Annotated in this window: 24 protein-coding genes; 14 read left to right on the top strand and 10 right to left on the bottom strand. The window is 60.7% G+C overall.

Annotation, left to right across the window (positions count from 1 at the left end; all coding sequences use genetic code 11):
• Positions 1-47 precede the first annotated feature (47 nt).
• From ACQZ6J_RS13465 to ACQZ6J_RS13500, 8 genes are all read left to right on the top strand, one after another.
• Positions 48-1,052, top strand: coding sequence for an ABC transporter permease (locus tag ACQZ6J_RS13465; RefSeq protein WP_449084419.1), 1,005 nt, complete (start codon positions 48-50; stop codon positions 1,050-1,052).
• A gap of 84 nt (positions 1,053-1,136) precedes the next feature.
• On the top strand, positions 1,137-2,126 hold the full coding sequence (locus ACQZ6J_RS13470) for a substrate-binding domain-containing protein (protein WP_449084420.1): 990 nt from the start codon (positions 1,137-1,139) through the stop codon (positions 2,124-2,126).
• Positions 2,127-2,188: 62 nt separating this feature from the next.
• The gene (locus tag ACQZ6J_RS13475) at positions 2,189-2,962 is read left to right on the top strand and encodes an SDR family oxidoreductase (RefSeq protein WP_449084421.1); all 774 of its coding nucleotides are present in this window, start codon (positions 2,189-2,191) and stop codon (positions 2,960-2,962) included.
• A gap of 33 nt (positions 2,963-2,995) precedes the next feature.
• Complete coding sequence (locus ACQZ6J_RS13480; protein ID WP_449084422.1) at positions 2,996-3,988, top strand: dihydroxyacetone kinase subunit DhaK; 993 nt, start codon at positions 2,996-2,998, stop codon at positions 3,986-3,988.
• A 13-nt stretch (positions 3,989-4,001) separates the two neighbouring features.
• The gene (dhaL, locus tag ACQZ6J_RS13485; protein ID WP_163985220.1) at positions 4,002-4,643 is read left to right on the top strand and encodes a dihydroxyacetone kinase subunit DhaL; all 642 of its coding nucleotides are present in this window, start codon (positions 4,002-4,004) and stop codon (positions 4,641-4,643) included.
• A 132-nt stretch (positions 4,644-4,775) separates the two neighbouring features.
• Positions 4,776-6,872, top strand: coding sequence for a bifunctional sugar-binding transcriptional regulator/dihydroxyacetone kinase subunit DhaK (locus ACQZ6J_RS13490; RefSeq protein ID WP_449084423.1), 2,097 nt, complete (start codon positions 4,776-4,778; stop codon positions 6,870-6,872).
• 54 nt (positions 6,873-6,926) lie between these two features.
• The gene (dhaL, locus tag ACQZ6J_RS13495) at positions 6,927-7,583 is read left to right on the top strand and encodes a dihydroxyacetone kinase subunit DhaL (protein ID WP_163985218.1); all 657 of its coding nucleotides are present in this window, start codon (positions 6,927-6,929) and stop codon (positions 7,581-7,583) included.
• Positions 7,584-7,920: 337 nt separating this feature from the next.
• Entirely contained in the window at positions 7,921-8,331 is a 411-nt protein-coding gene (locus ACQZ6J_RS13500; RefSeq protein WP_163985217.1) for a hypothetical protein, read from the top strand.
• Positions 8,332-8,738: 407 nt separating this feature from the next.
• Here the strand turns inward: ACQZ6J_RS13500 and ACQZ6J_RS13505 are convergent, their stop codons facing one another.
• Positions 8,739-9,497 (bottom strand): SDR family oxidoreductase, encoded by a 759-nt coding sequence (locus ACQZ6J_RS13505; RefSeq protein ID WP_449084424.1) that lies wholly within the window; start codon positions 9,495-9,497, stop codon positions 8,739-8,741.
• 108 nt (positions 9,498-9,605) lie between these two features.
• Complete coding sequence (locus tag ACQZ6J_RS13510) at positions 9,606-10,025, bottom strand: GlcG/HbpS family heme-binding protein (RefSeq protein WP_449084425.1); 420 nt, start codon at positions 10,023-10,025, stop codon at positions 9,606-9,608.
• Positions 10,026-10,115: 90 nt separating this feature from the next.
• On the opposite strand from ACQZ6J_RS13510, the gene ACQZ6J_RS13515 reads away from it, so the two are divergent.
• Positions 10,116-11,006 carry an SMP-30/gluconolactonase/LRE family protein gene (locus ACQZ6J_RS13515; protein WP_449084426.1) on the top strand — a complete coding sequence of 297 codons (891 nt, stop codon included), beginning with the start codon at positions 10,116-10,118 and terminating at the stop codon, positions 11,004-11,006.
• 74 nt (positions 11,007-11,080) lie between these two features.
• Here ACQZ6J_RS13515 and ACQZ6J_RS13520 read toward each other — a convergent pair whose 3' ends face one another.
• Entirely contained in the window at positions 11,081-11,284 is a 204-nt protein-coding gene (locus tag ACQZ6J_RS13520; protein WP_163985213.1) for a hypothetical protein, read from the bottom strand.
• A gap of 328 nt (positions 11,285-11,612) precedes the next feature.
• Here ACQZ6J_RS13520 and nrcR point away from each other — a divergent pair, with 328 nt between their 5' ends.
• Positions 11,613-11,963 (top strand): transcriptional regulator NrcR, encoded by a 351-nt coding sequence (gene nrcR / locus ACQZ6J_RS13525; RefSeq protein ID WP_163985212.1) that lies wholly within the window; start codon positions 11,613-11,615, stop codon positions 11,961-11,963.
• Between the two features lie 23 nt (positions 11,964-11,986).
• Here nrcR and queE read toward each other — a convergent pair whose 3' ends face one another.
• From queE to ACQZ6J_RS13545, 4 genes are all read right to left on the bottom strand, one after another.
• The gene (gene queE / locus ACQZ6J_RS13530) at positions 11,987-12,715 is read right to left on the bottom strand and encodes a 7-carboxy-7-deazaguanine synthase QueE (RefSeq protein WP_449084427.1); all 729 of its coding nucleotides are present in this window, start codon (positions 12,713-12,715) and stop codon (positions 11,987-11,989) included.
• Entirely contained in the window at positions 12,712-13,068 is a 357-nt protein-coding gene (gene queD / locus ACQZ6J_RS13535; protein WP_449084428.1) for a 6-carboxytetrahydropterin synthase QueD, read from the bottom strand. The genes queE and queD overlap by 4 nt, the downstream gene beginning before the upstream one ends.
• Entirely contained in the window at positions 13,068-13,778 is a 711-nt protein-coding gene (gene queC / locus ACQZ6J_RS13540) for a 7-cyano-7-deazaguanine synthase QueC (RefSeq protein WP_449084429.1), read from the bottom strand. The genes queD and queC overlap by 1 nt, the downstream gene beginning before the upstream one ends.
• Positions 13,779-13,944: 166 nt before the next feature.
• Positions 13,945-15,051, bottom strand: coding sequence for an aldo/keto reductase (locus ACQZ6J_RS13545; RefSeq protein WP_449084430.1), 1,107 nt, complete (start codon positions 15,049-15,051; stop codon positions 13,945-13,947).
• Positions 15,052-15,191: 140 nt separating this feature from the next.
• On the opposite strand from ACQZ6J_RS13545, the gene ACQZ6J_RS13550 reads away from it, so the two are divergent.
• Positions 15,192-16,109: a LysR family transcriptional regulator gene (locus ACQZ6J_RS13550; RefSeq protein WP_449084431.1), complete on the top strand. Its 918-nt coding sequence runs from the start codon at positions 15,192-15,194 to the stop codon at positions 16,107-16,109.
• A gap of 135 nt (positions 16,110-16,244) precedes the next feature.
• On the opposite strand, the gene ACQZ6J_RS13555 is transcribed toward ACQZ6J_RS13550, so the two are convergent.
• Positions 16,245-17,534: a pilus assembly protein TadG-related protein gene (locus ACQZ6J_RS13555; RefSeq protein WP_449084461.1), complete on the bottom strand. Its 1,290-nt coding sequence runs from the start codon at positions 17,532-17,534 to the stop codon at positions 16,245-16,247.
• A 500-nt stretch (positions 17,535-18,034) separates the two neighbouring features.
• Between ACQZ6J_RS13555 and ACQZ6J_RS13560 the strand changes: the two genes are divergently transcribed.
• Positions 18,035-20,110 (top strand): putative bifunctional diguanylate cyclase/phosphodiesterase, encoded by a 2,076-nt coding sequence (locus ACQZ6J_RS13560; RefSeq protein WP_449084432.1) that lies wholly within the window; start codon positions 18,035-18,037, stop codon positions 20,108-20,110.
• A 204-nt stretch (positions 20,111-20,314) separates the two neighbouring features.
• Here ACQZ6J_RS13560 and ACQZ6J_RS13565 read toward each other — a convergent pair whose 3' ends face one another.
• A complete protein-coding gene (locus ACQZ6J_RS13565; protein ID WP_449084433.1) occupies positions 20,315-22,786 on the bottom strand; it encodes a glycoside hydrolase family 3 C-terminal domain-containing protein in 2,472 nt (823 codons plus the stop codon).
• A 282-nt stretch (positions 22,787-23,068) separates the two neighbouring features.
• On the opposite strand from ACQZ6J_RS13565, the gene ACQZ6J_RS13570 reads away from it, so the two are divergent.
• On the top strand, positions 23,069-23,743 hold the full coding sequence (locus ACQZ6J_RS13570; protein WP_449084434.1) for a transglutaminase-like cysteine peptidase: 675 nt from the start codon (positions 23,069-23,071) through the stop codon (positions 23,741-23,743).
• On the opposite strand, the gene ACQZ6J_RS13575 is transcribed toward ACQZ6J_RS13570, so the two are convergent.
• Positions 23,731-24,054, bottom strand: a complete 324-nt coding sequence (locus ACQZ6J_RS13575) for a hypothetical protein (protein WP_246725681.1) — start codon at positions 24,052-24,054, stop codon at positions 23,731-23,733. The two genes, ACQZ6J_RS13570 and ACQZ6J_RS13575, sit on opposite strands and share 13 nt — an antisense overlap.
• Positions 24,055-24,265: 211 nt before the next feature.
• Between ACQZ6J_RS13575 and ACQZ6J_RS13580 the strand changes: the two genes are divergently transcribed.
• Complete coding sequence (locus ACQZ6J_RS13580; protein ID WP_449084435.1) at positions 24,266-25,234, top strand: DUF1402 family protein; 969 nt, start codon at positions 24,266-24,268, stop codon at positions 25,232-25,234.
• Positions 25,235-25,264 lie beyond the last annotated feature (30 nt).

The following is a 25,264-nucleotide window of genomic DNA, read 5'->3' on the forward strand; positions in this document are numbered from 1 at the left end:
GAGAACGAAGCCCAAGAACCAGCGCCCGGCAACAAGAGGTATTTGCAATGTCCGCCACTGACAACAATCAGCCCAATTCCTGGTTCGGCTCGGACCGGCGCAGATTGATCATTCAGGAATACGGGATCTTTCTCGCCTTCCTGCTGCTTGCCGCCGTCCTCTCGTTCTCGAATGAGTATTTTCTGACGGCCGGCAACATCTCCAACGTATTGCTGCAGACCTCGATCAACGGCGTGCTGGCGATCGGCATGACCTTCGTCATCCTGACGCGCGGCATCGATCTTTCCGTCGGCTCGGTGGTCGCACTGACCGGCATCGTCAGCGCGAGCTTCGCGACGACCTCGGCGACGGCCGGCATCGTCGGCGCACCCTACCCGCCCTATGTCGCACTTGCGGTTGGAATATTGGTCGGTATCGCCTGCGGCGCCGTGGTCGGGTTCATCGTTTCCCGCTTTGCCGTTCCCGCCTTCGTTGCGACCCTCGGCATGCTATCGGCAGCACGCGGCCTGACGCTGATCTATGGCGGCGGCAAGCCGGTTCCCGCTCTCACGCCCGATTTCCGCTGGATCGGCACCGGCAGCGTCCTCTCCATTCCGATGCCGGTCATCTTGCTTGCCATCGTCTTCGTCGTCGCATGGTGGGTTCTCAACCGCACGCGCTTCGGCCGCTACATCTATGCCGTTGGCGGCAATCCGCATGCCGCCATCACCTCGGGCATCAATGTCGGCAAGCTGCGCTTCCTCGTCTACGTCATCTCCGGCGGCCTTTCCGGGCTGGCAGGCATGATCCTCGCAGCCCGCACGGGTTCCGCCCTGCCGCAGGCCGGCATCGCCTACGAACTCGATGCAATCGCCGCTGTCGTCATCGGCGGCACCAGCCTTTCCGGCGGCGTCGGCCGCATCACCGGCACGCTGATCGGCGCATTGATCATCGGCGTCATGAACAACGGCCTCGATCTCATGGGGATCCAGTCCTACTACCAGCAGGTCCTCAAGGGCGCGCTCATCGTCGGCGCCGTCATGCTCGACCAAAAGAGAAACCTGGGCGGTTGAGCCCAAAGAAATCCCTGTGTTCGCACTCGGAAACCCAACGGCGCGTCAGAACGGCCGCCGGACTTTCAACGGAGGAGACTTATAATGAAGAAATTATTGATTGCTCTTGCAGCGGCCACTGCGCTTCTGGCCTCGCCATCCCTCGCCCAGGACAAGAAACTGAAGATCGGCGCGGCACCCTATGGCCTCAATGCCGAGTTCATGCAGATCTGGTCCGCGGCGCTGAAGGAACATCCCGCCGTCAAGAACGGCGACGTGGATCTGACCATCTTCGACGGCCGTTACGACGCGCTCGTCCAGCAGGAGCAGGTCAACACGATGATCACGCAGAAGTTCGATGCGATCATCTTCGTGCCGATCGATATCGAAGCTGCGGCAACCGCCGTTCAGGCAGCCCATGACGCCGGCATCCCGGTTGTCGGCTCCAACACCCGCGTCAACTCCGATCTCCTGACCTCCTATGTCGGTTCCGACGACACGATCTCCGGCTACATGGAAGCCAAGACCGTGCTCGACAAGATCGGCTGCAAGGGCAACGTCGTCATCCTCGAAGGCCCGATCGGCCAGTCGGCGCAAATCTCGCGCCTCGAAGGCAACAAGAAGGCGCTTGCCGAGTGCCCGAATGTGAAGGTGCTGGAAGATCAGACCGCCAACTGGTCGCGTGCCGAAGCCCAGACGCTGATGGAAAACTGGCTGACGTCTCACCCGGGCCAGATCAACGGCGTCATCGGCCAGAACGACGAGATGGCGCTCGGCGCGATCGAGGCAATCAAGGCCGCGAAGCTCAACGTCAAGGATTTCGCCATTGCCGGTATCGACGGGATCACCGATGCGCTCCACGCCGTCAAGGACGGCACGATGACCTCCATCCTGCAGGACGCCAGCGCACAGGCGCAGGGCGCCCTCGATCTCGCGATCTTCGCCGCCAAGAAAGGCGACTACAAGCCGGAATCCAAGATCTGGGAACAGTATCCAGCCATGCCGTTCAACGACGGCAAGGACAAGAACTACAATGTTCCGTGGACCCCGGTAACGGCAGAAAACGTCGACAAGCTGCTCGAAACCCGCAAGTAGAATCAGTGAAGGTGGGGCGATCGTCTCGCCCCACCCAATCCCCAGCTAGAGGCTTGAACAAGATGACCGAGACATCTCCAGACATTGATTTGAACTTCCCGCTCTCCGGCAAGATCGCCCTGGTCACGGGCGGCGGCTCCGGCATCGGCGCCGCGGTCGCAGCCGCATTCGCCTCCAAGGGCGCAAAGGTCGCGGTTCTCGATATCAATGTCGACATGGCGAAGGCCAAGGCATCCGAAATCGGCGGCGGCGCTGCGGCATTTGTCTGCGACGTCTCCGATCCCGCCTCGGTCAACAAGGCCGTCAGCGATGCGGTCTCGCATTTCGGCGGCATCGATATCGCCGTCAACAGCGCTGGCGTCGTTTTTCTCGCACCGGCTGAAGATCTTCCGCTAGACTATTGGGATAAAACGATAAACATCAATCTCAAAGGCACGTTCCTGGTCACACAGGCTGTCGGTCGCGCCATGATCGCCGCCGGCAAGGGCGGCAAGATCGTCAACCTTGCCTCACAGGCCGGGACGGTCGCCATCGAAGAGCATGTCGCCTATTGCGCCTCCAAATTCGGCGTCATCGGCATGTCCAAGACGTTCGCCGCCGAATGGGGCAAGCACGGCATCAACGTCAACACCATCTCGCCGACGATCGTCCTGACCGAACTCGGCAAGAAGGCCTGGGCCGGCGAGAAGGGCGAGGCCGCCAAGAAGCGCATCCCCACCGGCCGTTTCGCCTTCCCGCAGGAGATCGCAGCCGCGGCTGTTTTCCTCTCGTCGTCCGGCGCGGACATGATCAACGGCGCCGATCTTCTGATCGACGGCGGCTACACCATTCTCTGAGCGCATACGCTCGACAATTCTACAGGAGAGACCATGCAGCGGTTCATCAACAATCCGGATGAAGTCGTTGAAGATACTGTAAAAGGCTTCATCAAGGCACACTCGGACATCGTTCGTCTGGCAGAAAATCCGCGCGTCGTCGTCGCCAAGGATGCACCCCATGCCGGCAAGGTCGGCGTGATCACCGGCGGCGGTTCGGGCCACGAGCCGGCCTTTATCGGCTATGCCGGCAAGAACATGCTGGATGCGGTCGCGGTTGGCGAACTCTTTTCGTCGCCGACGGCCAAGAGCTTCCACGATGCCATTCGCGAGGCAAATGGCGGCCGCGGCGTAATCTGCCTCTACGGCAACTATGCCGGCGATAATATGAACGTGAAGATGGCGACGAAGCTTGCCGCGAAGGACGGCATCGAGGTCGCCACCGTCGTCGCCAACGACGATGTCTGCTCGGCACCGCCCGAGGAGCGCGAGAAGCGCCGCGGCGTGGCCGGCGAAATCTTCATGTGGAAGGTCGGCGGCGCCAAGGCGTCCAGGGGCGCAAGCCTCGAGGAAGTCCGCGTCGCCGCGCAGAAGGCAATCGACAGCTGCCGCTCCGTCGGCATCGGTCTGGGTCCCTGCACCCTGCCCGCCGTCGGTCATCCGAATTTCCAGATCGAACCCGGCACGATGGAAGTCGGCATCGGCCACCATGGCGAGCCCGGCGTTCGCGTCGAGCCGCTGAAGACGGCAGCCGAGATCGGCGAGGCCATGTGCCAGATCGTTCTCGACGATCACAATCTGCCGGCCGGAGCGGAAGTGGCCGTCCTCGTATCGGGCCTGGGTGCGACCCCGGTCAACGAGCTCTATATCCTGAACGACACGATCGAAACGAAGATCTCCGAGCGTGGCCTCAAGATCTACAAGACCTATATCGGCAACTACTTCACGTCGCTGGAAATGATCGGCGCGACGCTGACCGTGATGGCGCTCGACGAGGAGCTCAAGGAGCTTCTGGACGTCGAGGTCAAGTGCACGACGCTGCTCTGAGGGGGACGCACGCATGCAGACATTCAACAACGCAGCGGCCGGCGACATCGTCCTGGCAATGGCCGAGCGCATCGTCGAAAACCGGGCCTATCTCAGCGAGATCGACGGCAAGATCGGCGATGGCGATCACGGCGTCAACATGGCCAAGGGCTTCGGCATGGCCGCGGAGCGCCTGAAGGGCAAGAACCAGTCGCTGTCGGCGTCGCTCGACACGCTCGGCACCGTGCTGATGACGGAGATCGGCGGCTCCATGGGCCCGCTCTATGGCGTCATGTTCACCGAGTTCGCCGAAAAGCTCGAAGGCATCGACGCGATCGACAGTGCGGCCTATAGCCGGGCACTGCATGCGGGGCTCGAAGGCATCCAGTCGATCGGTTCGGCCAAGGTCGGCGACAAGACCCTGCTGGATACGCTGGTTCCGGCGATCGAGGCCTTCGATACTGCGGATGCGGCCGGCACGTCCTTTGCCGAGGCGCTCGACGCCTTGGTCGCCGCCGCCGAGGCCGGCCGCGACTCCACGCTCAATCTCGTGGCCAGGATCGGCCGCGCCAGCCGGCTCGGCGAGCGCTCGCTCGGCGTGCTGGATGCAGGTGCAACCTCCTGTGCGATCATCCTCAAGGAACTTTCCCTGGGTGCGCGCGAACGGCTGCAATAAACGGGTTCTCCCAAGGCCGCGCGATCCCGCGATCCGTCGCGGGGGCGCGCGCCGCCCGCCCCAGGAAGAAGCATTTGCAAACATGCGCCATTGCTTCCATGTTCGGGCGGGAAAAGGGAATTGTGAATCGTCATGACAGCCAAGGCATCCTCGGTCGGCAAAAATAGTGCAAGCAAGGCCGGCGTCCCGGACTCAATCGACACCATGCCACTGCGCTATGGCGACGATCCCTATGTCTGGGCTTGCTGGCTCTATTATGAAGATGGCAAGACCCAGGGCGATATCGCCGAGATCATGGGGATTTCGCGGGCAACGGTGAACAGCTATCTTGCCGACGCACGCAGCCGCGGCATCGTCAATATTTCGCTCGAGCCCTCGCGGCTGAGCTCTCTTTCCATTGCACAGGAACTCAAGCGCCATTTTGGCCTGCATGACTGTCTTGTCGTGCCGAGCGACGATGGAACCCGGCCGCTGATCGACCGCCTCGGGACGGCCGGCGCGCAGGCCATGGCCAGGCTTCTGAAATCGGGCGACACGCTTGCCGTCGCCTGGGGACGAACGGTCCTCGCCGTCGGCGAGCAGGCGAATGTGCCCAACCTTCAGGATGTCACCATCGTTCAGGCGACCGGCGGCACGCGCGCGCGCTTTGCCTACACGCCGGAACTCTGCGCCAGCGCCTTTGCGAATGCGACAGGCGGCAAGCTGATCAATATTACCGCGCCCGCCATCGTCTCTGCCCCCGAGGTCCGCGACATCCTGCTGCGCGAGCCGCTGGTCGAGGATCAGTTCTCGACCCTCGCCAAAGCCAACAAGGCGGTTTTCGGCGTGGCGTCGCTGAGACCGAATTCCACTATCCACAGCAGCGGCTTCTTCGAATCCGTCTCGTTGCAGGACTATCTGGCCAAGAATGCCGTCGGCGTTCTTGCCGGCCGCTTCATAGATGCGAAGGGCCAGCCGGTTCTGGGACCGCTCGACGAGCGCACCATCGGCATATCCCTTGAAATGCTGAAATCCATCAGCCTGCGCGTCGCGGTCGCCGGCGGTTTCGACAAGGTGCCCGCGATCCTCGCGGCATTGCGTGGCGGCTATATCAATGTGCTCATCACCGATGCCGCCACGGGGCGCGGCATTCTCAACGCGGATGGCGTCACCGAGTTCGATCAGAAATCCCAGCATCGTCCGAGAACGGATAATAGCGCCGCGTTGCCCAGCAGCTATCGCACGCATATCAAGAAGTTCCTCAACAATCCCGACGACGTCGTCGAGGAGATGCTCGAAGGCATCGTCAAGGCCCATGCCTCGCATGTCGCGCCGATCAAGGGATCGAACCGGACACTGGTCGCCCGCCATGGCCCGAGGGTCGGAAAGGTCGGCCTCGTGATCGGTGGCGGCACCGGCCATGAACCCTGCTTTGTCGGTTATGTCGGCAAGGGCCTCGCCGATGCCGTCGCCATCGGCAATATCTTTTCCTCGCCACCGCCGACGCCGATCCTGGAATGCGCCAAGGCGTCCTCCGGTGGAAAAGGCGTTCTCTTCGTCTATGGCAACTATGCCGGCGACGTCATGAATTTCGAGATGGCCGCGGAATTGGCGCAGGAGCAGCAGATCGAGGTTCGCACCGTCCTGACGACGGACGATATCTCCTCGTCGCCGATCGAGGACCGCGAGGGGCGCCGCGGCGTTGCCGGCAACTTCTTCATCTTCAAGATTGCAGGTGCCGCCTGCGACAAAGGACTATCGCTCGACGCCTGCGAGGCGGTGACGCGCAAGGCCAACGACCGGACCTTTACCATGGGTGTTGCGCTCGAGCCCTGCTCGTTGCCGCAGACGCGGCGCCACAATTTCGAGATCGGGCCTGACGATATCGAATTCGGCATGGGCATTCACGGCGAGCGCGGGGTCACCCGCGAGAAGATGATGAGTGCCGACGAAATCACCGACCGGGTGATGGACCGAATCTTCTCGGAGATGAAACCGGTTGCGGGTGATCGTGTCGCCGTGCTCATCAATTCCTTCGGCTCAACACCGCTTATGGAACTCTACATTCTCTTCAGGCGCGTCGAGCAGAGGCTGAGCGCCAAGGATATCCGGATCGAGGCGAACTGGGTTGGCCATTATTGCACGTCGCTCGACATGACCGGCGCATCCATATCCATCCTGCATCTCGATCAGGAACTGACGGAACTGCTGCATCATCCGTGCGACACCTTCACCTTGAAGGTCGGATGAACCTATAAGAAAGTGCCTGGCGACATAGGAACAGCCGGGACCGGGAGGACGACGATGTCGGAAAAAGCCGCGCGATGCCTGGGCACCATGTTTCAGCGCATATCGATCGCGATCAACGCCGAAAAAGACCGGCTCTCCGAGCTGGACGGCGCGATCGGCGACGCCGATCACGGCATCACCATGGCCCTCGGCTTCATGGCGGTGAACGCCGAACTGGCAAAGCTCGATCTTGCGCGGGCATTGCCGTCCGAGATTTTCTCGACCGCCGCCTCCGCTTTCCTGGACGCCGTCGGTGCGTCGACAGGCCCGCTCTATGCCACAGCCTTTCGCCGGGCTTCGCAGGCGCTGAAAACGGACGAATCCCTATCGCCTGCCTGCCAGGCGATGATCGTCGACGAGATGCGGGCCGGCATTCAGCAGCGCGGCAAGGGCCAGCGCGGCGACAAGACCATGCTCGATGCCTGGATCCCCGCGGCCGAAGCCGCAGTCGACGCGAAGGCGCACTCGCGCGACGTCATCGCCATGTGGAACCATATCCTCGACGCCGCAGAAACAGGAGCCAATTCCACAAGCTCCATGGTTGCCGCCCGCGGCCGCGCGGCGCGGCTGGGCGAGCGATCTCTTGGGCATATCGACCCAGGCGCGGCTTCGGCCGTAATCATCCTGCGGGCCATGCGGGATACGTTCGTGGATGGCAGGACCGGCAGCTGAATTGTCGCTGCATTGTCAGATCGCCGCCGTAGCGGTTTAAACTCGTTCCAGCTTGCGGCCGCGGCGCTTCGCCGCCTCGGATTTAGTCGACAACGAATTCGCCTGCGGGAAGATGCCGGAAAATCCGCGCGAAAATTGCCCTTGGGCATCATTGTCAATCTGCGATAGCGACCTAGTTCTCTCGCCAACCGTCCTGCAGGACGTGGATCATGCTTTCCATCTAAAATTCCACTACTCGAGAGCGCAATAATCGATAGACACACCCACCGCTCGATATTATCAACATCATCGCATTGACCTGGACGGTCTCCCCCACTGTCAACGAGGCTATGAAATCATGCATACAAGGATAGCTTGCGCCCTCGCTCTCGGCCTTCTTTCGACGACCCCGGCATTTGCTGACGGCTGCTCGGATCATTATGAAAGCAGCGGCGTTCCTTTGGTTACCGGCATCACCTACAAGACGTGGATGGTGTTTCCGTCCATCAATCCCAATGCCGCGTTTGACAAAGTATCGCGCGCCGTTCTCGCCGAAGGTTTTGTCGATGTGAACGTGGAAAAGAAGCTCGGCACGCTGACCGCGCAACAGGAAACGAGCGGATCCGGCAGGCCGCAGACCCTGCGTGTCGTCGTGCGCAAGAACGGCAAAGGAAGCCGCGTCGATGCCGTGTTCATCGTGCAAGCAGGGCAAGTCGCTCCCGGCGTCAGCAAGAACCTTTGCCGCATCGTGAACGCCGTCGGCGAATAGCCGCATCCGAACGCTCGATAATGGCAAGACAGAGCGTCATGCTCTTCATTTTCGCCCGAAAGCTGCCGGACGACGGAAGAACCGTTTCGCTCCCGATGACAATCATCGAGACCGGCCGGAAAAGATCCGGCTACACGCCGATCCCGGCAGCAGGAAATGGCATGACCCGTGCCATTTCCCTTGGCGCTACAGCCGCGCCTGGCGTAACTGCATCGCATCATCAATAGCGATGAAACCGTCGCATCGGTCTAACTGCGCAACACCTTGATATCCGCGACCCGCTCGGCGGCTCGCAGGTTTCGTGCGGTCGGGCGTTGATCCCGTCGGGGCCGGTGCGCAGACTTTGGCTGACCCGGCGTCGCCCAAGCCGCCGAGGCGAAAGACGCTCCGGAAGGAACTCCCGGCCATCAGAGCGAGGCGGTGATACCGCCGTCCACATAAAGCACATGGCCGTTGACGAAGGAGGACGCGTCAGAAGCGAGGAAGATGCAGGCACCGACCAATTCCTCGACCCTGCCCCACCGGCCGGCCGGTGTGCGTTTTTCCAGCCACGCCGAAAAATCGGCATCGGCGACAAGGGCTGCGTTCAATGGTGTATCGAAATAGCCGGGCGCGATGGCGTTGCATTGCAGCCCATGCCCGGCCCAGTCTGTCGCCATGCCTTTGGTGAGATTGCCGACCGCGCCCTTGGTCGCCGTGTAAGGAGCGATCGACGGGCGGGCCAGCGCCGTCTGCACGCTGGCGATATTAATGATCTTTCCGGCGCCGCGCCTGATCATATGGCGCGCGACGGCCTGGCCGACATTGAAGACGCTCGATATGTTTGCCCGCAGCAGCCGTTCGAAGGCGTCAGCGGGAAAATCCTCGAGCGGCGCGCGGTACTGCATGCCCGCATTGTTGACGAGAATGTCGATTGCACCCGTCTCGGCCTCGAACGTATCGACGGCTTGCCGCGCGGCATCATGATCAGTGGCATCGAATGCCAGGACATGCGCCTTGCCGTCGAGACCATCCGCCGCCTTGGCAAGCTTTTCCTTGTCGCGGCCGTTAAGGACCAGCTCAGCGCCGGCGGCGGCCAACCCCCTGGCAAGCGCAAGGCCGATGCCTTGCGAAGACCCCGTCACCAGAGCGCGGCGCCCTTTGAGATCAAAAAGACCGAGAGACATCGTTTCCTCTTCCTTCACTGCGCCAATGATCGGCATTGTGTTTGTGTTGTCGGGAATATTCCCTGCCGCGGGAAAACGCGCATGGTGGATTTCGCGCGCGGACCAAATCTAGTCGAGATCGGCGCCGATTGCCCTCAGCGCCGCGAGCGCTACCTGCTCATCCTGTTCGCCTGACCCGGATCCGACACCGATGCCGCCAACGAGCGTGCCGGCAACGCGGATCGGCAGGCCCCCGCGCAATCCCGTCATCCCGCCATGCGTTGCGACGGCCAGCGGCAATCGCGCATGGTCCGGCAAGGAATTGCTCGGTGCACCGATGGACGCCGCCGTTTGCGCCTTGGCAAGCGCGCTCTTCAGCGATTGGAAACGCGAACCGCGCATACGGAAGGAGCCGAGCGTCACACCGGATTGATCGACGATGACGATGCATTGCGGCTGCCCCATCTCGGTCGCGGCGGAGATCGCCGCCGTCAAGAGCGTCATCACTCCCTGGTCGCTCAAGACACTCGACGTCAGAATATGGCTCATGCACTCTCCTCGCAACTTGCGGATTCGTTTGAGTGGGTTATCGATAACGGATCGATCCTGCGATGCAACTTTCTGGGAGGTATTGTCACAATGTCGTTCTTCGAGACCATGGACCCGGCCTTCGGGAAATTCATCCTGGGCAATGCCCCGGTCAAGCAAATCGCTACGGGATTTGACTGGGTGGAGGGACCCGTCTGGTTCGGCGATCTGAATTGCCTGCTGTTTTCCGACATTCCCAACAATCGCATCATGCGCTGGATACCGGGCATAGGCATCAGTGTCTTCCGGGACCCTTCGAATTTTTCGAACGGCCACACGCGCGATCGCCAGGGCCGGCTCGTCAGCTGCGAACATGGCGGCAGGCGCGTCACGCGGACCGAATATGACGGATCGATCACCGTTATCGCCGACAGCTATCAGGGCAAACGCCTGAATTCGCCTAACGACGTCGTCGTCGCCTCGGACGGCGCCATCTGGTTCACCGATCCTCACTACGGCATCGCGACGGACTATGAGGGTCACAGAAGCGAGCAGGAACTGCCGTGCAACGTCTATCGCGTCGACGCGGCTGGCACGATCTCCGCCATTCTGACGGATTTCAACTGCCCGAACGGGCTCGCGTTCAGCCCCGACGAGAAGAAGCTCTATGTCGCAGATACCGGCCGCATTCACGGCAGCGATCCGCAGCACATTCGCGTCTTCAATGTCGGCGAGAACTGGCGGCTATCCGGCGGCGAGGTGTTTCATGTGATTTCGCCGGGCTGCGCCGATGGCATGCGCCTCGACAGCGACGGCAATCTCTGGTCGTCGGCTGCCGACGGCGTGCACTGCATCGCGCCAGACGGTCATCTGATGGGCAAAATTCTCGTGCCCGAAACCGTCTCCAACCTCTGCTTCGGCGGCCGAGGCAAACACAGGCTCTTCATGACGGCGACCACCAGCGTCTATTCGATCTCGCTCAATCGGAGCGGTGCGCTCTGACAGGCCACGACCTAGATTAGCGCTGTCAGGATCGCCCGCGATATGGCGTGGCCATAGCGCATCCTGCAAAACGATCAGCGCAGATCAGCCTGTGGCATGGAATGTGAAGCCGCCTGCGCCACGGGTGCGAGATTGGCGGACAGGGCGAGATCCTGTCTGCGCGCGGCGTTCTGCAGCAAAACTGCCAATCCGGTTACGGAAATGTGATCCGCGCGCATGACCTGCCGGATCAGCGGGTCTCTGAGAACTTCGGCGATCGTCAAGTCCCTATGGGTCATGGTTACCTCCTGTTCGTTGCAACGGAAGATAACCGGCTTAATTAGCAGTGCGATGTCAAAAGACGGACAAAAACAAGGCAGTTCGTTCGATTTTGTTACAGAATAATTGCAAATCCTGTGACGCGACATATTCCAAAATTACAATAGGACCCTAACTATCAAATAGCAGAGGTTGATCAGTGGCGATCGACCTTAACTGGGAGGTCCGTTTGCTCCGCGAAGGCGCAACGTTTTGCAATAATTCCGACCATAATTTTGCAACTTTTGCGTTTATTATCGCGCGATGCCGGGGGCTCCAAAGATTAACCATAAACGATCGGCCGCGCCAATGTATTCCTCAGATCAGACCGTAGAAGATGAGCGTCTCATCTATCATGCAGAGCTTCTCAACCAGCTCTCGAACCCCAAGCGTCTGGAGGTCTGCATTCACCTGTCCGGCCGCGAGGAGGACGTCAACAGTCTGGCCAGAAAGCTCGGAATATCGCAATCGGCGCTGAGCCAGCATCTGACGCGTCTTCATCACTCAGGGATCGTGAAGGTCCGCCGTCAGGCGCAATTCAGATACTATACCTGCGACCACCCCGGCGTTCAGCAGATATTGAGAACGCTTGCCGACATCTTCGAAGCCGAACTCAAGCCGCCGGTGGACGCCGATGACGCTCGTGGCGAAAGGGAATAGCCCGGCGCCGACGAGCGCCGTACTCAGACGCCGCGCTTGTTGCCCCAGACGAGCACATGCAACTGCGGCAGCACCCTCGCCTCGAACCACCGGTCGGCGCTGACCTTGTCCACCAGCCATCGCATGCGTTCGACAATGCCGTCCATGTCGACGGTGGCATCCTCCGCATCGGCCGGCGGCGGCGTGTGATTGCCGGGCTGCAGATAGAGAGGCAGATCCGGATAGCGGGCGGCGGCCTCTCGTGCGTAAGCGTAGTCGAGATCATCGAAGACGACGATCTTCTGCGCGATCTGCGGGTCGCCACCCGCCATGCGAAGACAGTCCTCAAACGCTGTCCAATCCGTCACCATGCCGCTTGACGGCGGCTTCGGGCTCAGCACCAATACATCAAGCGCGGCGAACCATTCCCTGGCCAGGCTTGCCTGCGTCTCCAGCGCGAAACGATAGCCTTCCGCATGGCCGCGCGCGATCAGCGGGCCAAGCGGCTGGATCGCGGGGTTGCCGCCAGACAGGGATATCGTCAGCGGCTTGCCGCCGGAAAGCCTTTTCACCTCCGACCAGATTTCGTTCACCGACATGGGCTGCCAATGATCGCGATAGTCGCTGTCGACCGCATGCAGCGTGTCGCACCACGCGCATCGGTAGTCGCAGCCGCCTGTGCGCACGAACACCGTCGGCAGGCCGATCAGTATCCCCTCGCCCTGGATCGTCGGCCCGAAGATCTCGCTGACGCGAATGCGCGCCTCGCTCATGGCCGGTACTCCGCCCATGTCTTCGGCGTTTCACTGACGCGCACGGCGGATGTTTCGGGCAAACGCGACTTGCACCAATCATAAAAATGTTTGGCGAGGCATTCAGACGTGACACGATCATGGCCAAGCACATCATTGAGATGACGATGATCAAACTCATCTTCGATGTAGCGCTTCAGCGGCTGCAGCTCATGGTAGTCCCGCACAAAGCCGTTCCCATCGAGTTCCCTGGCAGAAAGTTCCACCACGACGATGTAGTTGTGCCCATGCAGGCGGGCGCATTGATGATCGTCCGGCAAGTGCGCCAGCCGATGCGAGGCGGAGAAATGAAACTCCTTGGTGATGTGGAACATCACTTGACCTCCTCGGCCGAAAATCGCGCGGTCGCCGATACCCAGAAATCGGGATCCTCGTAGTCGGTGGGATCCTCGACGCCGGCGAGATGGAAGGCTTCGCGCCGCTCGACGCAGGTGCCGCAGCGACCGCAATGGCGCGCGCCGCCCTTATAGCAGGACCAGGTTTCGGCAAACGGGGTTCGATGCCGCGCGCCGTCCGTGACGATATCCGCCTTCGATATGGTGACATAGGGGGCATGGAGCGAAATGCTGGCATAGCCCTCGAGCGCATGGTTCTGCATCTGCTGGAAGGCATCGATGAAGCCGGGGCGGCAATCGGGATAGATGAAATGATCGCCGCCATGAACGGCGACGGCAACCGCATCCGCCCTCTGCGCGGCGGCAAGACCGAAAGCGATCGCCAGCATGATGGCATTGCGGTTCGGCACGACCGTCGCCTTCATCGTTTCCTCGGCATAGTGCCCGTCCGGTACGTCGACGTCGTCGGTCAGTGCCGAGCCGGTCAAATGCTTGCCGATGGCGGTGATGTCGATGATCTGATGCGGCACGCCGAGCCGGCTGGCGCAGGCTGCGGCAAACTCCAGCTCCTTGCGATGCCGCTGGCCGTAATCGAAGGAGACAAGTCCGATAAGCTGATGTTCGGCTGCGACCTTGTGGGCGAGCGAAACGGAGTCTAATCCGCCGGAGCAGATGACGATGGTCTTCATAATGTAGGATCCCTTGTTTTGACCGGGTGGGCTGCGACCGGATTTCATGGCTATCAATAGCCACGGCAGGCTCCGTAGCAGCAGAAACCGGAGGAAACAAGGCATCCTCTTTATTTCAAGCCGACACGCCGGTGGCTCCCGGCATGTCGCTGCGATCGGGAGGTGGTCAGCTGACGCCGGCGAAGCTCCCGGAAATATTGAGATCCGGATAGTAATCCGCCGGCTTGCCTCCTACCGTCTGACCACCGGTAAGGCTGCCCTGAATCTCGGGACCGAAGAAGGAATAGGGGAAGGTGGGCTGCAAGGCGCTGACATCATCGAGGCGCCGGCGTAGTTCGGCCGGTATCACGAAATCCAGGGCGCCGAGATTGTCCCTCAGCTGTTCCAGCCTCGTGGCGCCGACGATGATCGAGGCGATCCCGGGCTGGGTCATGACCCAGTTGACCGCCACTTGCGCCATGCTGCGGCCAAGCTCCGACGCCACTTTCTCCAGCTCGGCCACGATCGCCCAATTGCGCTCGTTGAATTTCTGAAAGCCGGGATTGGTCGAGCCGCGCAGGGTTTCGAGCCGGCCGGAGATTTCCCCCTTGCCGCTTGGACGATATTTGCCGCTGAGGAGACCGCTGGCGAGCGGGCTCCAGGCCATGATGCCGGCGCCATAACGCGTGCCGAACGGCACGAACTCGTTTTCGATATTGCGCTCGGCCAGCGAATATTCGAGCTGCAGCGCCGAAATAGGCTCGTAGCCGCGATATTCGGCCACGGCCTGGGCACGGCTGGCGTACCATGCAGGGACATCCGACAGGCCGACGTGCCGCACCTTGCCCGAGCGAACGAGGTCGTCAAAGGTTCGCATGACCTCCTCCGGCGGCGTCAGGCGATCCCAGCAATGCAGCAGATAGAGATCGATATGATCCGTGTTGAGCCGCTTCAACGAGCCCTCGACGGCGCGCAGGATGTTCTTGCGACCGTTGCCGGCCGCGTTCGGCGTGCGCGCGCTCAGGTTCATGGTGAATTTGGTGGCAATCACCGCGTCGTCGCGCAGTCCACGTTCGGCAATGAACTCGCCGAGCCACGTCTCGGAAGTGCCGCCTGTGTAGGCATCAGCAGTATCGAAAAAATTGCCGCCGGCATCGACATAGGCGTTGAAGATGGCCCGCGCTGCGTCCTTGTCGGCTCCCCACCCCCATTCTGTGCCGAAGGTCATCGTACCCAAGGCGAGCCGCGTGACTTTCAGCCCACTATTGCCCAGCGTGTAAAACTCCATGCTCATCGTCATGCTCCTCTGAGATATGCGGGGCCGTCTTCCGATGGTCCGGACAGCCCGCAGCGCTTGGAGTGCCGACGTTCGCCGATTTTCATCCTTTCGATAAGGTCATTTAATTCGCACACATTATGCGATATGCTGCAGCAATGGATCGCGACCTGCTGATACATCTGCCCATTGTCGCCGCCGTGGCACGCCGCGGAGGCTTTGCCGCGGCCGCGAATGAATTGAACATGAGCGCATCGGCCGTCAGCCATGCCGTGCGACTGGTGGAGGAAAGGCTCGGGCAGCCGCTGTTTGCGCGCACGACGCGCAGCGTGGCGCTGACCGAAGCCGGCAAGAGCCTGATCGGCACCATCACCCCGGCGCTGCAGGACATTCATGAGCGCATCGAGCGCATCAAGGCCGTCAAGGGAAGGCCGAGCGGCCTGTTGCGCATCAATGCGGCGCGCGTCTGCCTGCCGCTGGCGGTCACCCGCGTCATCGCCGCCATGACAGACCGCTATCCCGAAGTCGAGGTGGAGATCTTTTCGGACGAGCGGCTGACCGACATCGTCGCCGAAGGTTTCGACGCCGGCATACGCATCGGCGAAATGATCGCGCAGGACATGGTGGCCGTGCGCCTCACGCCACCCTTCCAGTCGATCGTGGTCGCCTCCCCCGGCTACATCGGACGTTTCGGCCGGCCGAACACGCTCGCCGAACTTTCCAGCCACAATTGCGTCGGCTACCGGCTGATCCGCTCCGGCGGTCTCTACCAATGGGAATTCGTCGAGGAAGGGCGAGACGTGGCCGTCACCGTCAACGGCCGGGCAATCGTCACGGAATCGCATTCGGCGATCGAACTGGCCTTGGCCGGGGTCGGCCTCGCCTATGTCTTCGAGCCCCTGGTACGGGCGGAGATCGCATCCGGCAGGCTCGTCCAGCTCCTCAGCGATTATGCTGTTACGGAAGCAGGTCTCTTTCTCTATTTCCCACGTCGCGCCGAGCTGGCGCCGAAACTTAGAGCCTTCATCGACACGGTACGGCAGGTCGGCCGCCAATCGGCCACCGGTCAGGCGTGAGTGCTATTTGTCCCCGCTCCACCCTTTTACTGGCAGCGGGACGATACAGTCATCGAAACGACCATCCTCGGCACTCCCGAATCCGTCATCGGCCCGGCTCAAGGCCGATAACCATGCCACCGCGGCGACATACCGTCAGCTTGTGATCCGCGGCGTGCGAATGACCTTCAGGAACAGGGCGTTCATCGCGTCGGAGATACCCTCAGTCGGGCTGACTTCGAAGTAGAGACCGGGTGAAGCGCAATTCTGCAGATCCGTTCCGATCTGCGATTGGAAGGGCGCGATCCATTGGTTGTACCAACCATTTGTCGGCAGGGGCAGATAGGTCGTGTACAGGATGGCGATCTTGACGTTCTGGTTCTTCAGCGGCTGACAGAAGGAGATGTCGAGCGGCTCCTGGCAGCGGCCGCTGGTTGTCGGCTTGGTACAGGTATTGGGCTTGTAGCTGTCGCCGACGCCGTCCGTAACGAGAAAAAGGATCTTCTGGCGATCGGAACTGGTCGTCCCGCCGCCGCCTGTCCCGACGATCGGCGCAAGTTGCGTCAGCATCGTGTCGAAGCTAGTCGTCTGGTCATTGTTGTAGCCCTGATAAGGGATCGTCATCAGGTCGACGGCGCTTGTGGCACTCTTGACCTGCGACATATCGGACAGAAGCGGCGATACGCTGGTGAGACCGGCATTCTCCGCCTGCGTGCCGAAGGTGTAAACGGCCATGCGGTATTGATCCGACGTGACGCGATTTGCCGCCGCCGTATCGGTCAGCTTTTGCGTTGCCTGCCGGACAACGTCGATACGGGTCGTCACTCCCAGGCTCTTCGCCAGATTGTAGTAGTTGTTCGTCGTATCGAGATTGTGGCATGCAAACGCACAGCTATCGGACGTATGCGACACCATCGTCTGGATATCGGTCGCCGTCGCACCGACCCCCATCGAAGGCGTGTTGTCCAGCAACATGTAAAAATCCATGAATGTTGCCGTCTGATACTGGGCGGAGGCCGAGCCGCTGACGGGAATGGATGTCTTCCCGATGACCTGACTGAGCGTGGTCGGAACGTTGGCGGAAAAATTGACTGTCGATGAGACGATATTTCCCGTGCGTGTCACCGCGACATTGACGTTGACCGGTATGTTCTGAAGATCGTTCGACGCCTGGCTTAGGAAGAGCTTGTTGGCGTCGTCCTGACCGATCGTAACCGTTCCGTCGTTCGTCATGGTCATGGCGGCTGCGACTGCCGGGGATGAATCGGCGATTGCCCCGACGGCGGCCGCATCGGCGGCGTTCTGCAATTCCGTTCTGACGAGCATTGCATTGGTGACATCGAGCGCCAGGCCACCCATCGCGATCAATGGAACGGCAACCACGGCGGTCGTCACCGCAAAATTGCCCGACCTGTCCCCAAGCAATTTTCGCGAAAGCTTATGCAAAACAACCAGCGTCAGCCGATGGCCCCAGACTCTCTTCACGAGCAAGCTCTTCCTATAATTCTAGTTGCGTATCCAAATCATTCGCGCATTGAAAGAGTGTTTTCTTTCAAATATACTTATATAATATTGTCCAATATAACTGTTGAAAATCCGATAATAGATATGATTCCATTTTATATTATCGATGTTGGTGGAAAATTTACCAACAGTCGAAAATATAGTCACGGGCACCAGAAGCCGGCAAATGAAAATCGACCCCGTATTTGTCCTGAAATTAACTTCATTTGCGCTGGAATCAGCTTTTTTCTGAAAAAGAAGATGCGGCCAACGTTTCAGGACCCGATCATGGCTGCCTGAAATAAGCAGCGCTCACAGCCATGCCCAAACTGTCTTTACCCGATTTTTAATGTTTACCCGCGAAAGCAAGGCCATCCATTACAGGCGCGAAAGCCACGGTCGGAAGTGCCCTCGCCCCTGGTGACCAGAGTTGGGATTTTTGCGTGCGCGTTCTCTCCTGCATCCTCACGGAACATAATCTGTGGCTCGTTCTTCTTGCAGCGTTTGTCTGTGTCAGCGGTGGTTGGATCACGCTCAACCTGCTGCGGCGCGCCGAGAGCACGCATGACCTTCAACGCAGCGGCTGGGTCTTTCTGACGGCAGTCGCCGCCGGGTCTTCGATCTGGTGCACGCATTTCATTGCCATGCTGGCATATGAGGTCGCCGCACCCGTGACCTTCGATCCGATCCTCACCATGGCTTCATTTCTGCTGGCCGTCTTCGGCTGTGCCGGGGGCTTTGCAGTCACGCTGTCGCGCTTGCCGCGCGTCGCTCCGGAATTCGGCGGTGCGATCGTCGGCCTGGCCGTCACCCTCATGCATTACACCGGCATGATGGCCTACCATGTCGACGGCATCGTCGAGTGGAACAAAGGCTATGTCGTCGCCTCCGTCCTGCTTTCGGTAACTTTCGCGGCGCTTGCGCTCCATCAGGCGATCCGCCGACCCTGGCGCTTCGCCGGCATCGCCGGGCTTGTCCTGTTCGTGCTTGCCGTGGTTTCCCTTCATTTCACCGCGATGACTGCCGTCTCGGTCACGCCGCTGATAACCGGCGCAAACCTTGCCGACCCCTATGCAATGGAGGCCATGGCCGTTGCGGTTGCAGGCGGCGGGTTGCTCATGATCGGCACCGGCGTTGCGAGCTACATGATAGACGAGCGCGCCTCGCGCGAATCCATTCAGAAGCTCCAGCATATGGCGCTCAACGACCTGCTGACGGGCTTGCCCAATCGCAGCAGCTTCGCCGACAATCTGCAGAATGAAATGGAACACGCCGAGGAGGACGGCGTGAAGCTCGCGGTCATCGGCATAGACCTCGACCGTTTCAAGGAAATCAACGATCTACGCGGCCACAAGGCAGGGGACCAGGCCCTCAAAGCCATCGGCCGCCGCCTCGCGCGTCTCGTCAAGGATGGCGAATTCGTCGCACGCGTCGGCGGCGACGAATTCGCGGCAGCCAAGCGGTTCAGGAGCCAGAACGAGCTTCTGGATTTTGTCGCCCGCCTGGAAAAGGTTCTGTTCGAGCCCATCCGCATCGACGATTTCGAGACCGTAACCGGAGCAAGCATCGGCGTCGCCGTCTATCCCGACGACGGGATCGATCAGGAGCGCCTGGTCAGCAATGCCGATCTTGCCATGTATCGCGCCAAAGCCGATGTCGGCCGCGCCGTCTGCTTCTATGAATCCAAAATGGATGAGGCGGCCCGCGCCCGCCACATGCTTGCACAGGACCTGCGCCGCGCCGTCGAACTGGAGCAGTTCGACCTGCACTACCAGGTGCAAACCTCCGTCAGTACCGGCGAAATCTGCGGCTATGAGGTGCTGGTCCGCTGGCATCATCCCGAACGCGGCGCCGTGCCGCCATCGGAATTCATCCCCATCGCGGAAGAGAGCGGTACGATCCTCGTCATCGGCGAATGGGTGCTGCGGACCGCCTGCCGCGAGGCGGCGTCATGGGACGCGCCCTACAAGATCGCCGTCAATCTCTCGCCGGTGCAGTTCGCCCATGCCGACCTTGCCAAGCTTGTCCACGCGATCCTTCTCGAAACAGGCCTGCCTCCGGCGCGCTTGGAGCTGGAAATTACCGAGTCCACCATCATCGCCGACAAGAGCCGCACCCTGCATGTGCTGCGGCAGATCCGGGCGCTTGGCGTGACAATCGCGATCGATGATTTCGGCACAGGCTATTCCTCGCTGGATACGCTGCGCTCGTTCCCCTTCGACAAGATCAAGCTCGATCGGTCCTTCATGAGCGAGGTGGATCAGAGCATCCAGGCAAAGGCGATCGTGCGTGCCGTGCTCACGCTTGGTAAGAGCCTCGACATACCGGTTCTTGCCGAAGGCGTTGAAACCGATCATCAGCTGGAAATTCTTCGTGTCGAAGGTTGCGACGAGGCCCAGGGATTCTTCCTCGGCCGCCCGAAGCCGGTCGAACAGATCTTTCAGGTGGAGGCCGCGAATGGAGACGAAGAGGCATCGTTTTCCGGGCGTGTACCGCCGCAACGCATGCGCCGGCGCTAGAGTTATTCCAGGAAAAGTGCGTAGCGGTTTTCCGTCCGGAACTAAGCAACACAAAAGGATAGAGCGTTTTCGCGATCCGAAGAAAAGCGGAAAGGCTCTGCGGATATCTTAAGGGCAGTGACACGGTAAGAAGCGATTCTGGGCCGCATGTCATTGCGACCCATCGTCAATTCCCCGACGCCCTTGCCGCCGGGGCTCGGAAGATCAAATCGAACGATCGGACAGCTCGCCGGCCCAGTCGTTTGCCAGCTCAATCGTCACCACGGAGCGAATGTCGGCGGCGTTGGCCGCGGCGAGAAGCTCGTAGCGACCGGCCGCAGCGCGAAACGTCTTCGTCGCGTCATCGAAATAGCTGAGATCGCGGGGCCGCACCACCAGCGATGCCGTACCGGTTTCGCCCGGCTCCAGGCGAAGCTTCGCAAAAGCACGCAGCTCCTTCTCCGGCCGCTCGATCGTGGAAGCGAGCGGCCGCACATACAGCTGCACGAGCTCGGAACCCGACTTGTCGCCGATATTGGTGACATCGATGGTGATGGTCATCCCATCCGCTTCCATCTTCGTTGACGATGCCTTTGCCTCGCCCCAGGAAAAGTGCGTGTAGCCGAGCCCAAACCCAAAGGGAAACAAGGGTTCGATACCGTGCGCATCATGATGACGGTAGCCGACGAAAACGCCTTCGTTATAGCGCACATGCCCATCCTTGCCCGGATAGACGTGAGGATCGCCGGTCATGGCGGAATTGTCCGACAGGCGCTTCGGAAAAGTCTGGGGCAAACGACCGCTAGGCTCGACATCGCCGAAGAGCACATCCGCAGCGGCGTGACCCAATTCCTGGCCGGGATACCACATCTGCAATACGGCCCGGACCTTGTCGAGCCAGGGCATCTCGACCGGGCCGCCTGTCTGCAGCACCACGATGACATTGGCATTGACTGCCGCCACCCGTTCGATCAGTTCCTCCTGCCGGCCGGGCAGACGCATATCGGGAAGATCGAGGCCCTCGGTGTCCCACTCGCCGTCACGACCGACAAAGAGCAGGACGACATCGGCATTCTCAGCCCTTTCAACGGCGTCCAGCATAGCGTCTTCGCCGAGCGGCTTTTCCACGCCGAAGCGCACCGCCGTCAGGTTGATCCCTTCCTCGCTCGTTGCCGAAGAGCAATATTCGACGACCACCTGATAGCGCTGGCCGGCCTCCAGATGGATGGACTGCCGCTGCTCGACATTGGCCGTGCCAAAATAGTTGTCGCCGCGCGTCCAGCCGTCATAGCCGTTCACGACCAGCTCGCCGTCAACATAGAGCCTGGCGAGACCCGCATTGGTCATGCCGAAGATATGCTCGCCGCTTTCCGCCGGGCTGTAGGAAGCGGAAATGCGGGCGGAAAAATCGTTCGGATCGAGTTCCAGGGACGGCAGGTCGAACCAGAAGAACTCGCCCTTGCTTGCCGCCTCGGCGACCACCGCGGGACCGGCAAGGTCGCGGCCTGAGAAATACTCAACACGGATCTCTCCGGAAAAGACATTGACCAGTCGATTGTTGCGGCAGCCCACCGCATGGTGAATGCTGTTCGCATTGGACAGTGCCTGACGAATACCCTCAAGCGGGCTGATCCTGTAATGCGCGGCAATCTGGGCGCTGCCGCCGCCCATGACGCGGGCTTCCGCCGCATTCGGCCCGATGACCGCAACATGCCCGAGCCCTGCCTTCTTGAGCGGCAATATGCCGTCATTCTTCAGCAGTACCGCGCCTTCGGCGCCGAGCTCACGGATCAGGGCGCGGTCATCCGGCAGATCCAGCGCATGTTCCCTCAGATCCGGCGCTTTCTCGAATGCACCAACGCGCTCGATCAACGCCAGAATGCGGCGGGCGGCTTCCCGCACGATCTCCGGCTTGACATCGCCATTTCGCACCGCTGCCACGAGCTTTTCGCCGCGGTCGCGCGTCGGACCGGGCATTTCCAGATCGAGCCCGGCATTGACGCTTGCAGCCGTCGAATGAGAGCCGAACCAATCGGACATGACGATGCCGTCGAAACCCCATTCCTCACGCAGAACCTTCGTGAGCAACCACGGATGCTCGCTCGTATAGGTGCCGTTCAGGTGGTTGTAGGAGGACATAACCGCCATCACGCCGGCCTTCTTCACGGCCTGCTCGAACGGCGGCAGATAGATTTCGCGAAGCGCCCGCTCGCCGATATCAGACGACATCGTCTGGCGCTCGATCTCGGACTCATTGCCGACGAAATGCTTGATCGTGGCGGCGATGCCCTGGCCTTGCACGCCCCGGATATAGGCAACCGCAAGCGCGGCCGTCAGCATGGGATCTTCCGAATAGCATTCGAAATTACGCCCGTTCAGGCCGGAGCGATGAATATTGACCGTCGGCGCCAGCAGCACGGATGCGCCCTTGCTCTTGGCCTGGCCGGCCAGAGCTACCCCCATGCGTTCGACAAGCGCCGGATTCCACGTCGCGCCGAGCGCGATGGCGACGGGAAAGCAGGCGGCGTTGACGCCCGCAACCAGCGAGCCGGCACCACGCGCGCCGTTCGGCCCGTCCGTGACCTTGATCTTCGGAACGCCGAGACGGTCGATCGACGCCGTCGTCCAGAAATCGGCGCCAGAGAGCAGCGAAACCTGCTCCTCAAGCGTCATTCGGTCGAGAATATCGTCGATCATTAAGCCCCCCGAGCTGTTTCCTGGCCGCCGTCCGGCGGAGATTCGCATTTAAGACAAACAAATCATAAACGTGTCGGATGGGCTTTCGCTAGGGTGATATGTCGATGAAATAGCATATCTTTTTCACGCAAAGCCACCTTCGTAACGAACGGGAAATCATAAATTCCGTGCCCGATAACCGGCGTAGCGGCTGCAGGCGGCAGTTCGCTAAAATGCGAACGATCTTTTTCCGAATAAATTTGACCGCATCGGATTTCATGAGCCCAGTTCATGGAGCCGAGTATGCGTTCATTCCTGGTCACGGCAAGCCTTCTCTTTGGTGCAAGCCTGTTGTTTTCGACGGTGACGACCGCAAAGCCGACCGCGGATGCCAATGCCGCACGCCCGCACCAGTTCGCCCGCGTCGTGGCCGATGCGAGCGCGCCTGTCGGCTGGACCGCCTTCTGCAAAGCCCAACCTGCCGAATGCACGTTCGGCCAGAAGAGCAATGCATCCATTGCTCTCGACAGCGAACGCAGGACGCAGTTGCAGCAGATCGACAGCCTAGTCAATCACGAGATCCAGGGCATTGGCGACAACGACCATTACGGTATCTACAAGCTCGGCATCATCAACTGGTGGACCTATCCCGACGATGGCGGCGGCAACTGCAACGACTATGTCCTGCTGAAGAAGAAGCTGCTCGTGGAAGCCGGATGGCCGCGATCGGCGCTGCTGCTGACGGTCGTTCTGGACACGCACAACGAAGGGCATCTGGTGCTGATGGCGCGCACCGACGACGGCGATCTGATCCTCGACAATCTCACCGATACGATCAAGACGTGGGACGCGACAGGGTATACCTTCATCAAGCGCCAATCGGCCGACGACCCGAACAACTGGGTCCGGCTCGAATCGGGACGCACGCCCGAGGAACTTGCGATGATCAGCAAGGCGCTGGCCGCTCACCCGCAATGATTGGCGGACCAGTAGGTATCGACGAGCGCCTTGCCGTCCTGATCCAGGATGGCGAAATCCCCCGGTATGACGACGAAGAAGCGCTGGCCGCCACCGGTGTCGTCGCCTTCGTTGCCGGTTGAGTCTTCAACCCGGCCGCACACGACGAAGCCGGGCATTCGTTCGCTGGGCCTGGCGCTCAGAATATGGATGGCGGAGGCTGGCACATCTATCCGTCGGGCGACCGCCGCTTTTGCCAGATCCGGCACGTCGGCCATCGTCGGAATTGCCTCGCCCGGCGCGGCCGCAAGCAGGATACTTCCTGCCATCATGAGATGTTTCACTGGCATCCCCGAAAAGCTGAGCGGCAAGCCTGCAAGCCGTCGCAACAATACCGTTACCCGCTTTGCAGCCGGAAGCCGACTTACGGAAAGTTTATTGTGATTCGCGCGCCGGCAGAAGGACTGATCCTTGCCTTCGCATGCCGATCGCGTATGAAGATCGTCCTCGGGCCCGGGAACATTTTTGAGAGTTACTTTGCGAATGCGAACACGCCTGTCGAGGATCCCGGCACTCGGTCTGCTCATCATATCGCTCCTGACGAGCGCCTCCTTCGCGCACGAACTCGTGCGCGTGCCTGCGGGCAATCGCAACAGCAGCCAGCCTCCCATACCCAACACCTCGGTACTTCGGGCCAAAGCGTTCAACACGACCTATGAGGAAAAATACCAGAAGATCGTCGGCGTGCTTCGCGACGACAAGGATCTGATGGCCTCGATCAGGAAAGCGGCGCAAGCCTACCAGATCGACCCCATCCATATCGTCGGCGCCCTTGTCGGCGAACACACCTATAACATTACGATCGTGAACAGGGTGAAGTCCTACTACGTCAAGGCCCTTGCCTATTCGCAGTCCGATTTCAAGTTCAGCTACAAGGACGTGACTGTCCAGTCCTTCGTCAAGAGGCCGGAATTCGCCCATTGCGATGCGTTCACCGGCAGCGCGCAATTGTGGGAATGCCGCGACGAAACCTGGGACGGCAGTTTTCGCGGCAAGGTCGTCGATGGCGTCACCTATGAAAACATGACGTTCCAGCGCGCCTTCTTCCAACCTTTCTTCGCAGGGCAAACTTTTGGTCTTGGCCAGATCAGCCCGTTGACGGCGCTCGAAGTTACCGATCTCGTGCACGCCACCAGCGGCTTGCCGAAACTGTCCGTCGACGACCCGCAGGCGATCTATCGTGACATCATGGATCCCGATCGAAGCGTGATCTATATCGCGGCGATCGTCAGGGACGCGATCGACGCCTATCGCGCCCAGGGCTTCGATATCACCGACAATCCCGGCCTGACGGCGACGCTCTACAATGTCGGGCAGCCGCGTCGGCGGGCGCTTGCCCTACGGCAGGCGGCGGATGCGGCCGGCGGGAAAAAATTGCCGGAAGAGAATTATTATGGCTGGCTGGTGAATGACCGGCTGCCGGAACTGCGCGGCTTGCTCGCAGAACAGTAACCGCACATCGCGCCGCCAGGCGCTCGCAGC

This window comes from Rhizobium sp. A37_96 (genome assembly GCF_053521765.1).

Bases quoted from the DNA above. Each gene is read 5' to 3' on its own strand.
- ACQZ6J_RS13465 (WP_449084419.1), top strand. From the start codon at position 48: ATGTCCGCCACTGACAACAATCAGCCCAATTCCTGGTTCGGCTCGGAC.
- ACQZ6J_RS13470 (WP_449084420.1), top strand. From the start codon at position 1,137: ATGAAGAAATTATTGATTGCTCTTGCAGCGGCCACTGCGCTTCTGGCC.
- ACQZ6J_RS13475 (WP_449084421.1), top strand. From the start codon at position 2,189: ATGACCGAGACATCTCCAGACATTGATTTGAACTTCCCGCTCTCCGGC.
- ACQZ6J_RS13480 (WP_449084422.1), top strand. From the start codon at position 2,996: ATGCAGCGGTTCATCAACAATCCGGATGAAGTCGTTGAAGATACTGTA.
- dhaL (WP_163985220.1), top strand. From the start codon at position 4,002: ATGCAGACATTCAACAACGCAGCGGCCGGCGACATCGTCCTGGCAATG.
- ACQZ6J_RS13490 (WP_449084423.1), top strand. From the start codon at position 4,776: ATGACAGCCAAGGCATCCTCGGTCGGCAAAAATAGTGCAAGCAAGGCC.
- dhaL (WP_163985218.1), top strand. From the start codon at position 6,927: ATGTCGGAAAAAGCCGCGCGATGCCTGGGCACCATGTTTCAGCGCATA.
- ACQZ6J_RS13500 (WP_163985217.1), top strand. From the start codon at position 7,921: ATGCATACAAGGATAGCTTGCGCCCTCGCTCTCGGCCTTCTTTCGACG.
- ACQZ6J_RS13505 (WP_449084424.1), bottom strand. From the start codon at position 9,497: ATGTCTCTCGGTCTTTTTGATCTCAAAGGGCGCCGCGCTCTGGTGACG.
- ACQZ6J_RS13510 (WP_449084425.1), bottom strand. From the start codon at position 10,025: ATGAGCCATATTCTGACGTCGAGTGTCTTGAGCGACCAGGGAGTGATG.
- ACQZ6J_RS13515 (WP_449084426.1), top strand. From the start codon at position 10,116: ATGTCGTTCTTCGAGACCATGGACCCGGCCTTCGGGAAATTCATCCTG.
- ACQZ6J_RS13520 (WP_163985213.1), bottom strand. From the start codon at position 11,284: ATGACCCATAGGGACTTGACGATCGCCGAAGTTCTCAGAGACCCGCTG.
- nrcR (WP_163985212.1), top strand. From the start codon at position 11,613: ATGTATTCCTCAGATCAGACCGTAGAAGATGAGCGTCTCATCTATCAT.
- queE (WP_449084427.1), bottom strand. From the start codon at position 12,715: ATGAGCGAGGCGCGCATTCGCGTCAGCGAGATCTTCGGGCCGACGATC.
- queD (WP_449084428.1), bottom strand. From the start codon at position 13,068: ATGTTCCACATCACCAAGGAGTTTCATTTCTCCGCCTCGCATCGGCTG.
- queC (WP_449084429.1), bottom strand. From the start codon at position 13,778: ATGAAGACCATCGTCATCTGCTCCGGCGGATTAGACTCCGTTTCGCTC.
- ACQZ6J_RS13545 (WP_449084430.1), bottom strand. From the start codon at position 15,051: ATGAGCATGGAGTTTTACACGCTGGGCAATAGTGGGCTGAAAGTCACG.
- ACQZ6J_RS13550 (WP_449084431.1), top strand. From the start codon at position 15,192: ATGGATCGCGACCTGCTGATACATCTGCCCATTGTCGCCGCCGTGGCA.
- ACQZ6J_RS13565 (WP_449084433.1), bottom strand. From the start codon at position 22,786: ATGATCGACGATATTCTCGACCGAATGACGCTTGAGGAGCAGGTTTCG.
- ACQZ6J_RS13570 (WP_449084434.1), top strand. From the start codon at position 23,069: ATGCGTTCATTCCTGGTCACGGCAAGCCTTCTCTTTGGTGCAAGCCTG.
- ACQZ6J_RS13575 (WP_246725681.1), bottom strand. From the start codon at position 24,054: ATGATGGCAGGAAGTATCCTGCTTGCGGCCGCGCCGGGCGAGGCAATT.
- ACQZ6J_RS13580 (WP_449084435.1), top strand. From the start codon at position 24,266: ATGCGAACACGCCTGTCGAGGATCCCGGCACTCGGTCTGCTCATCATA.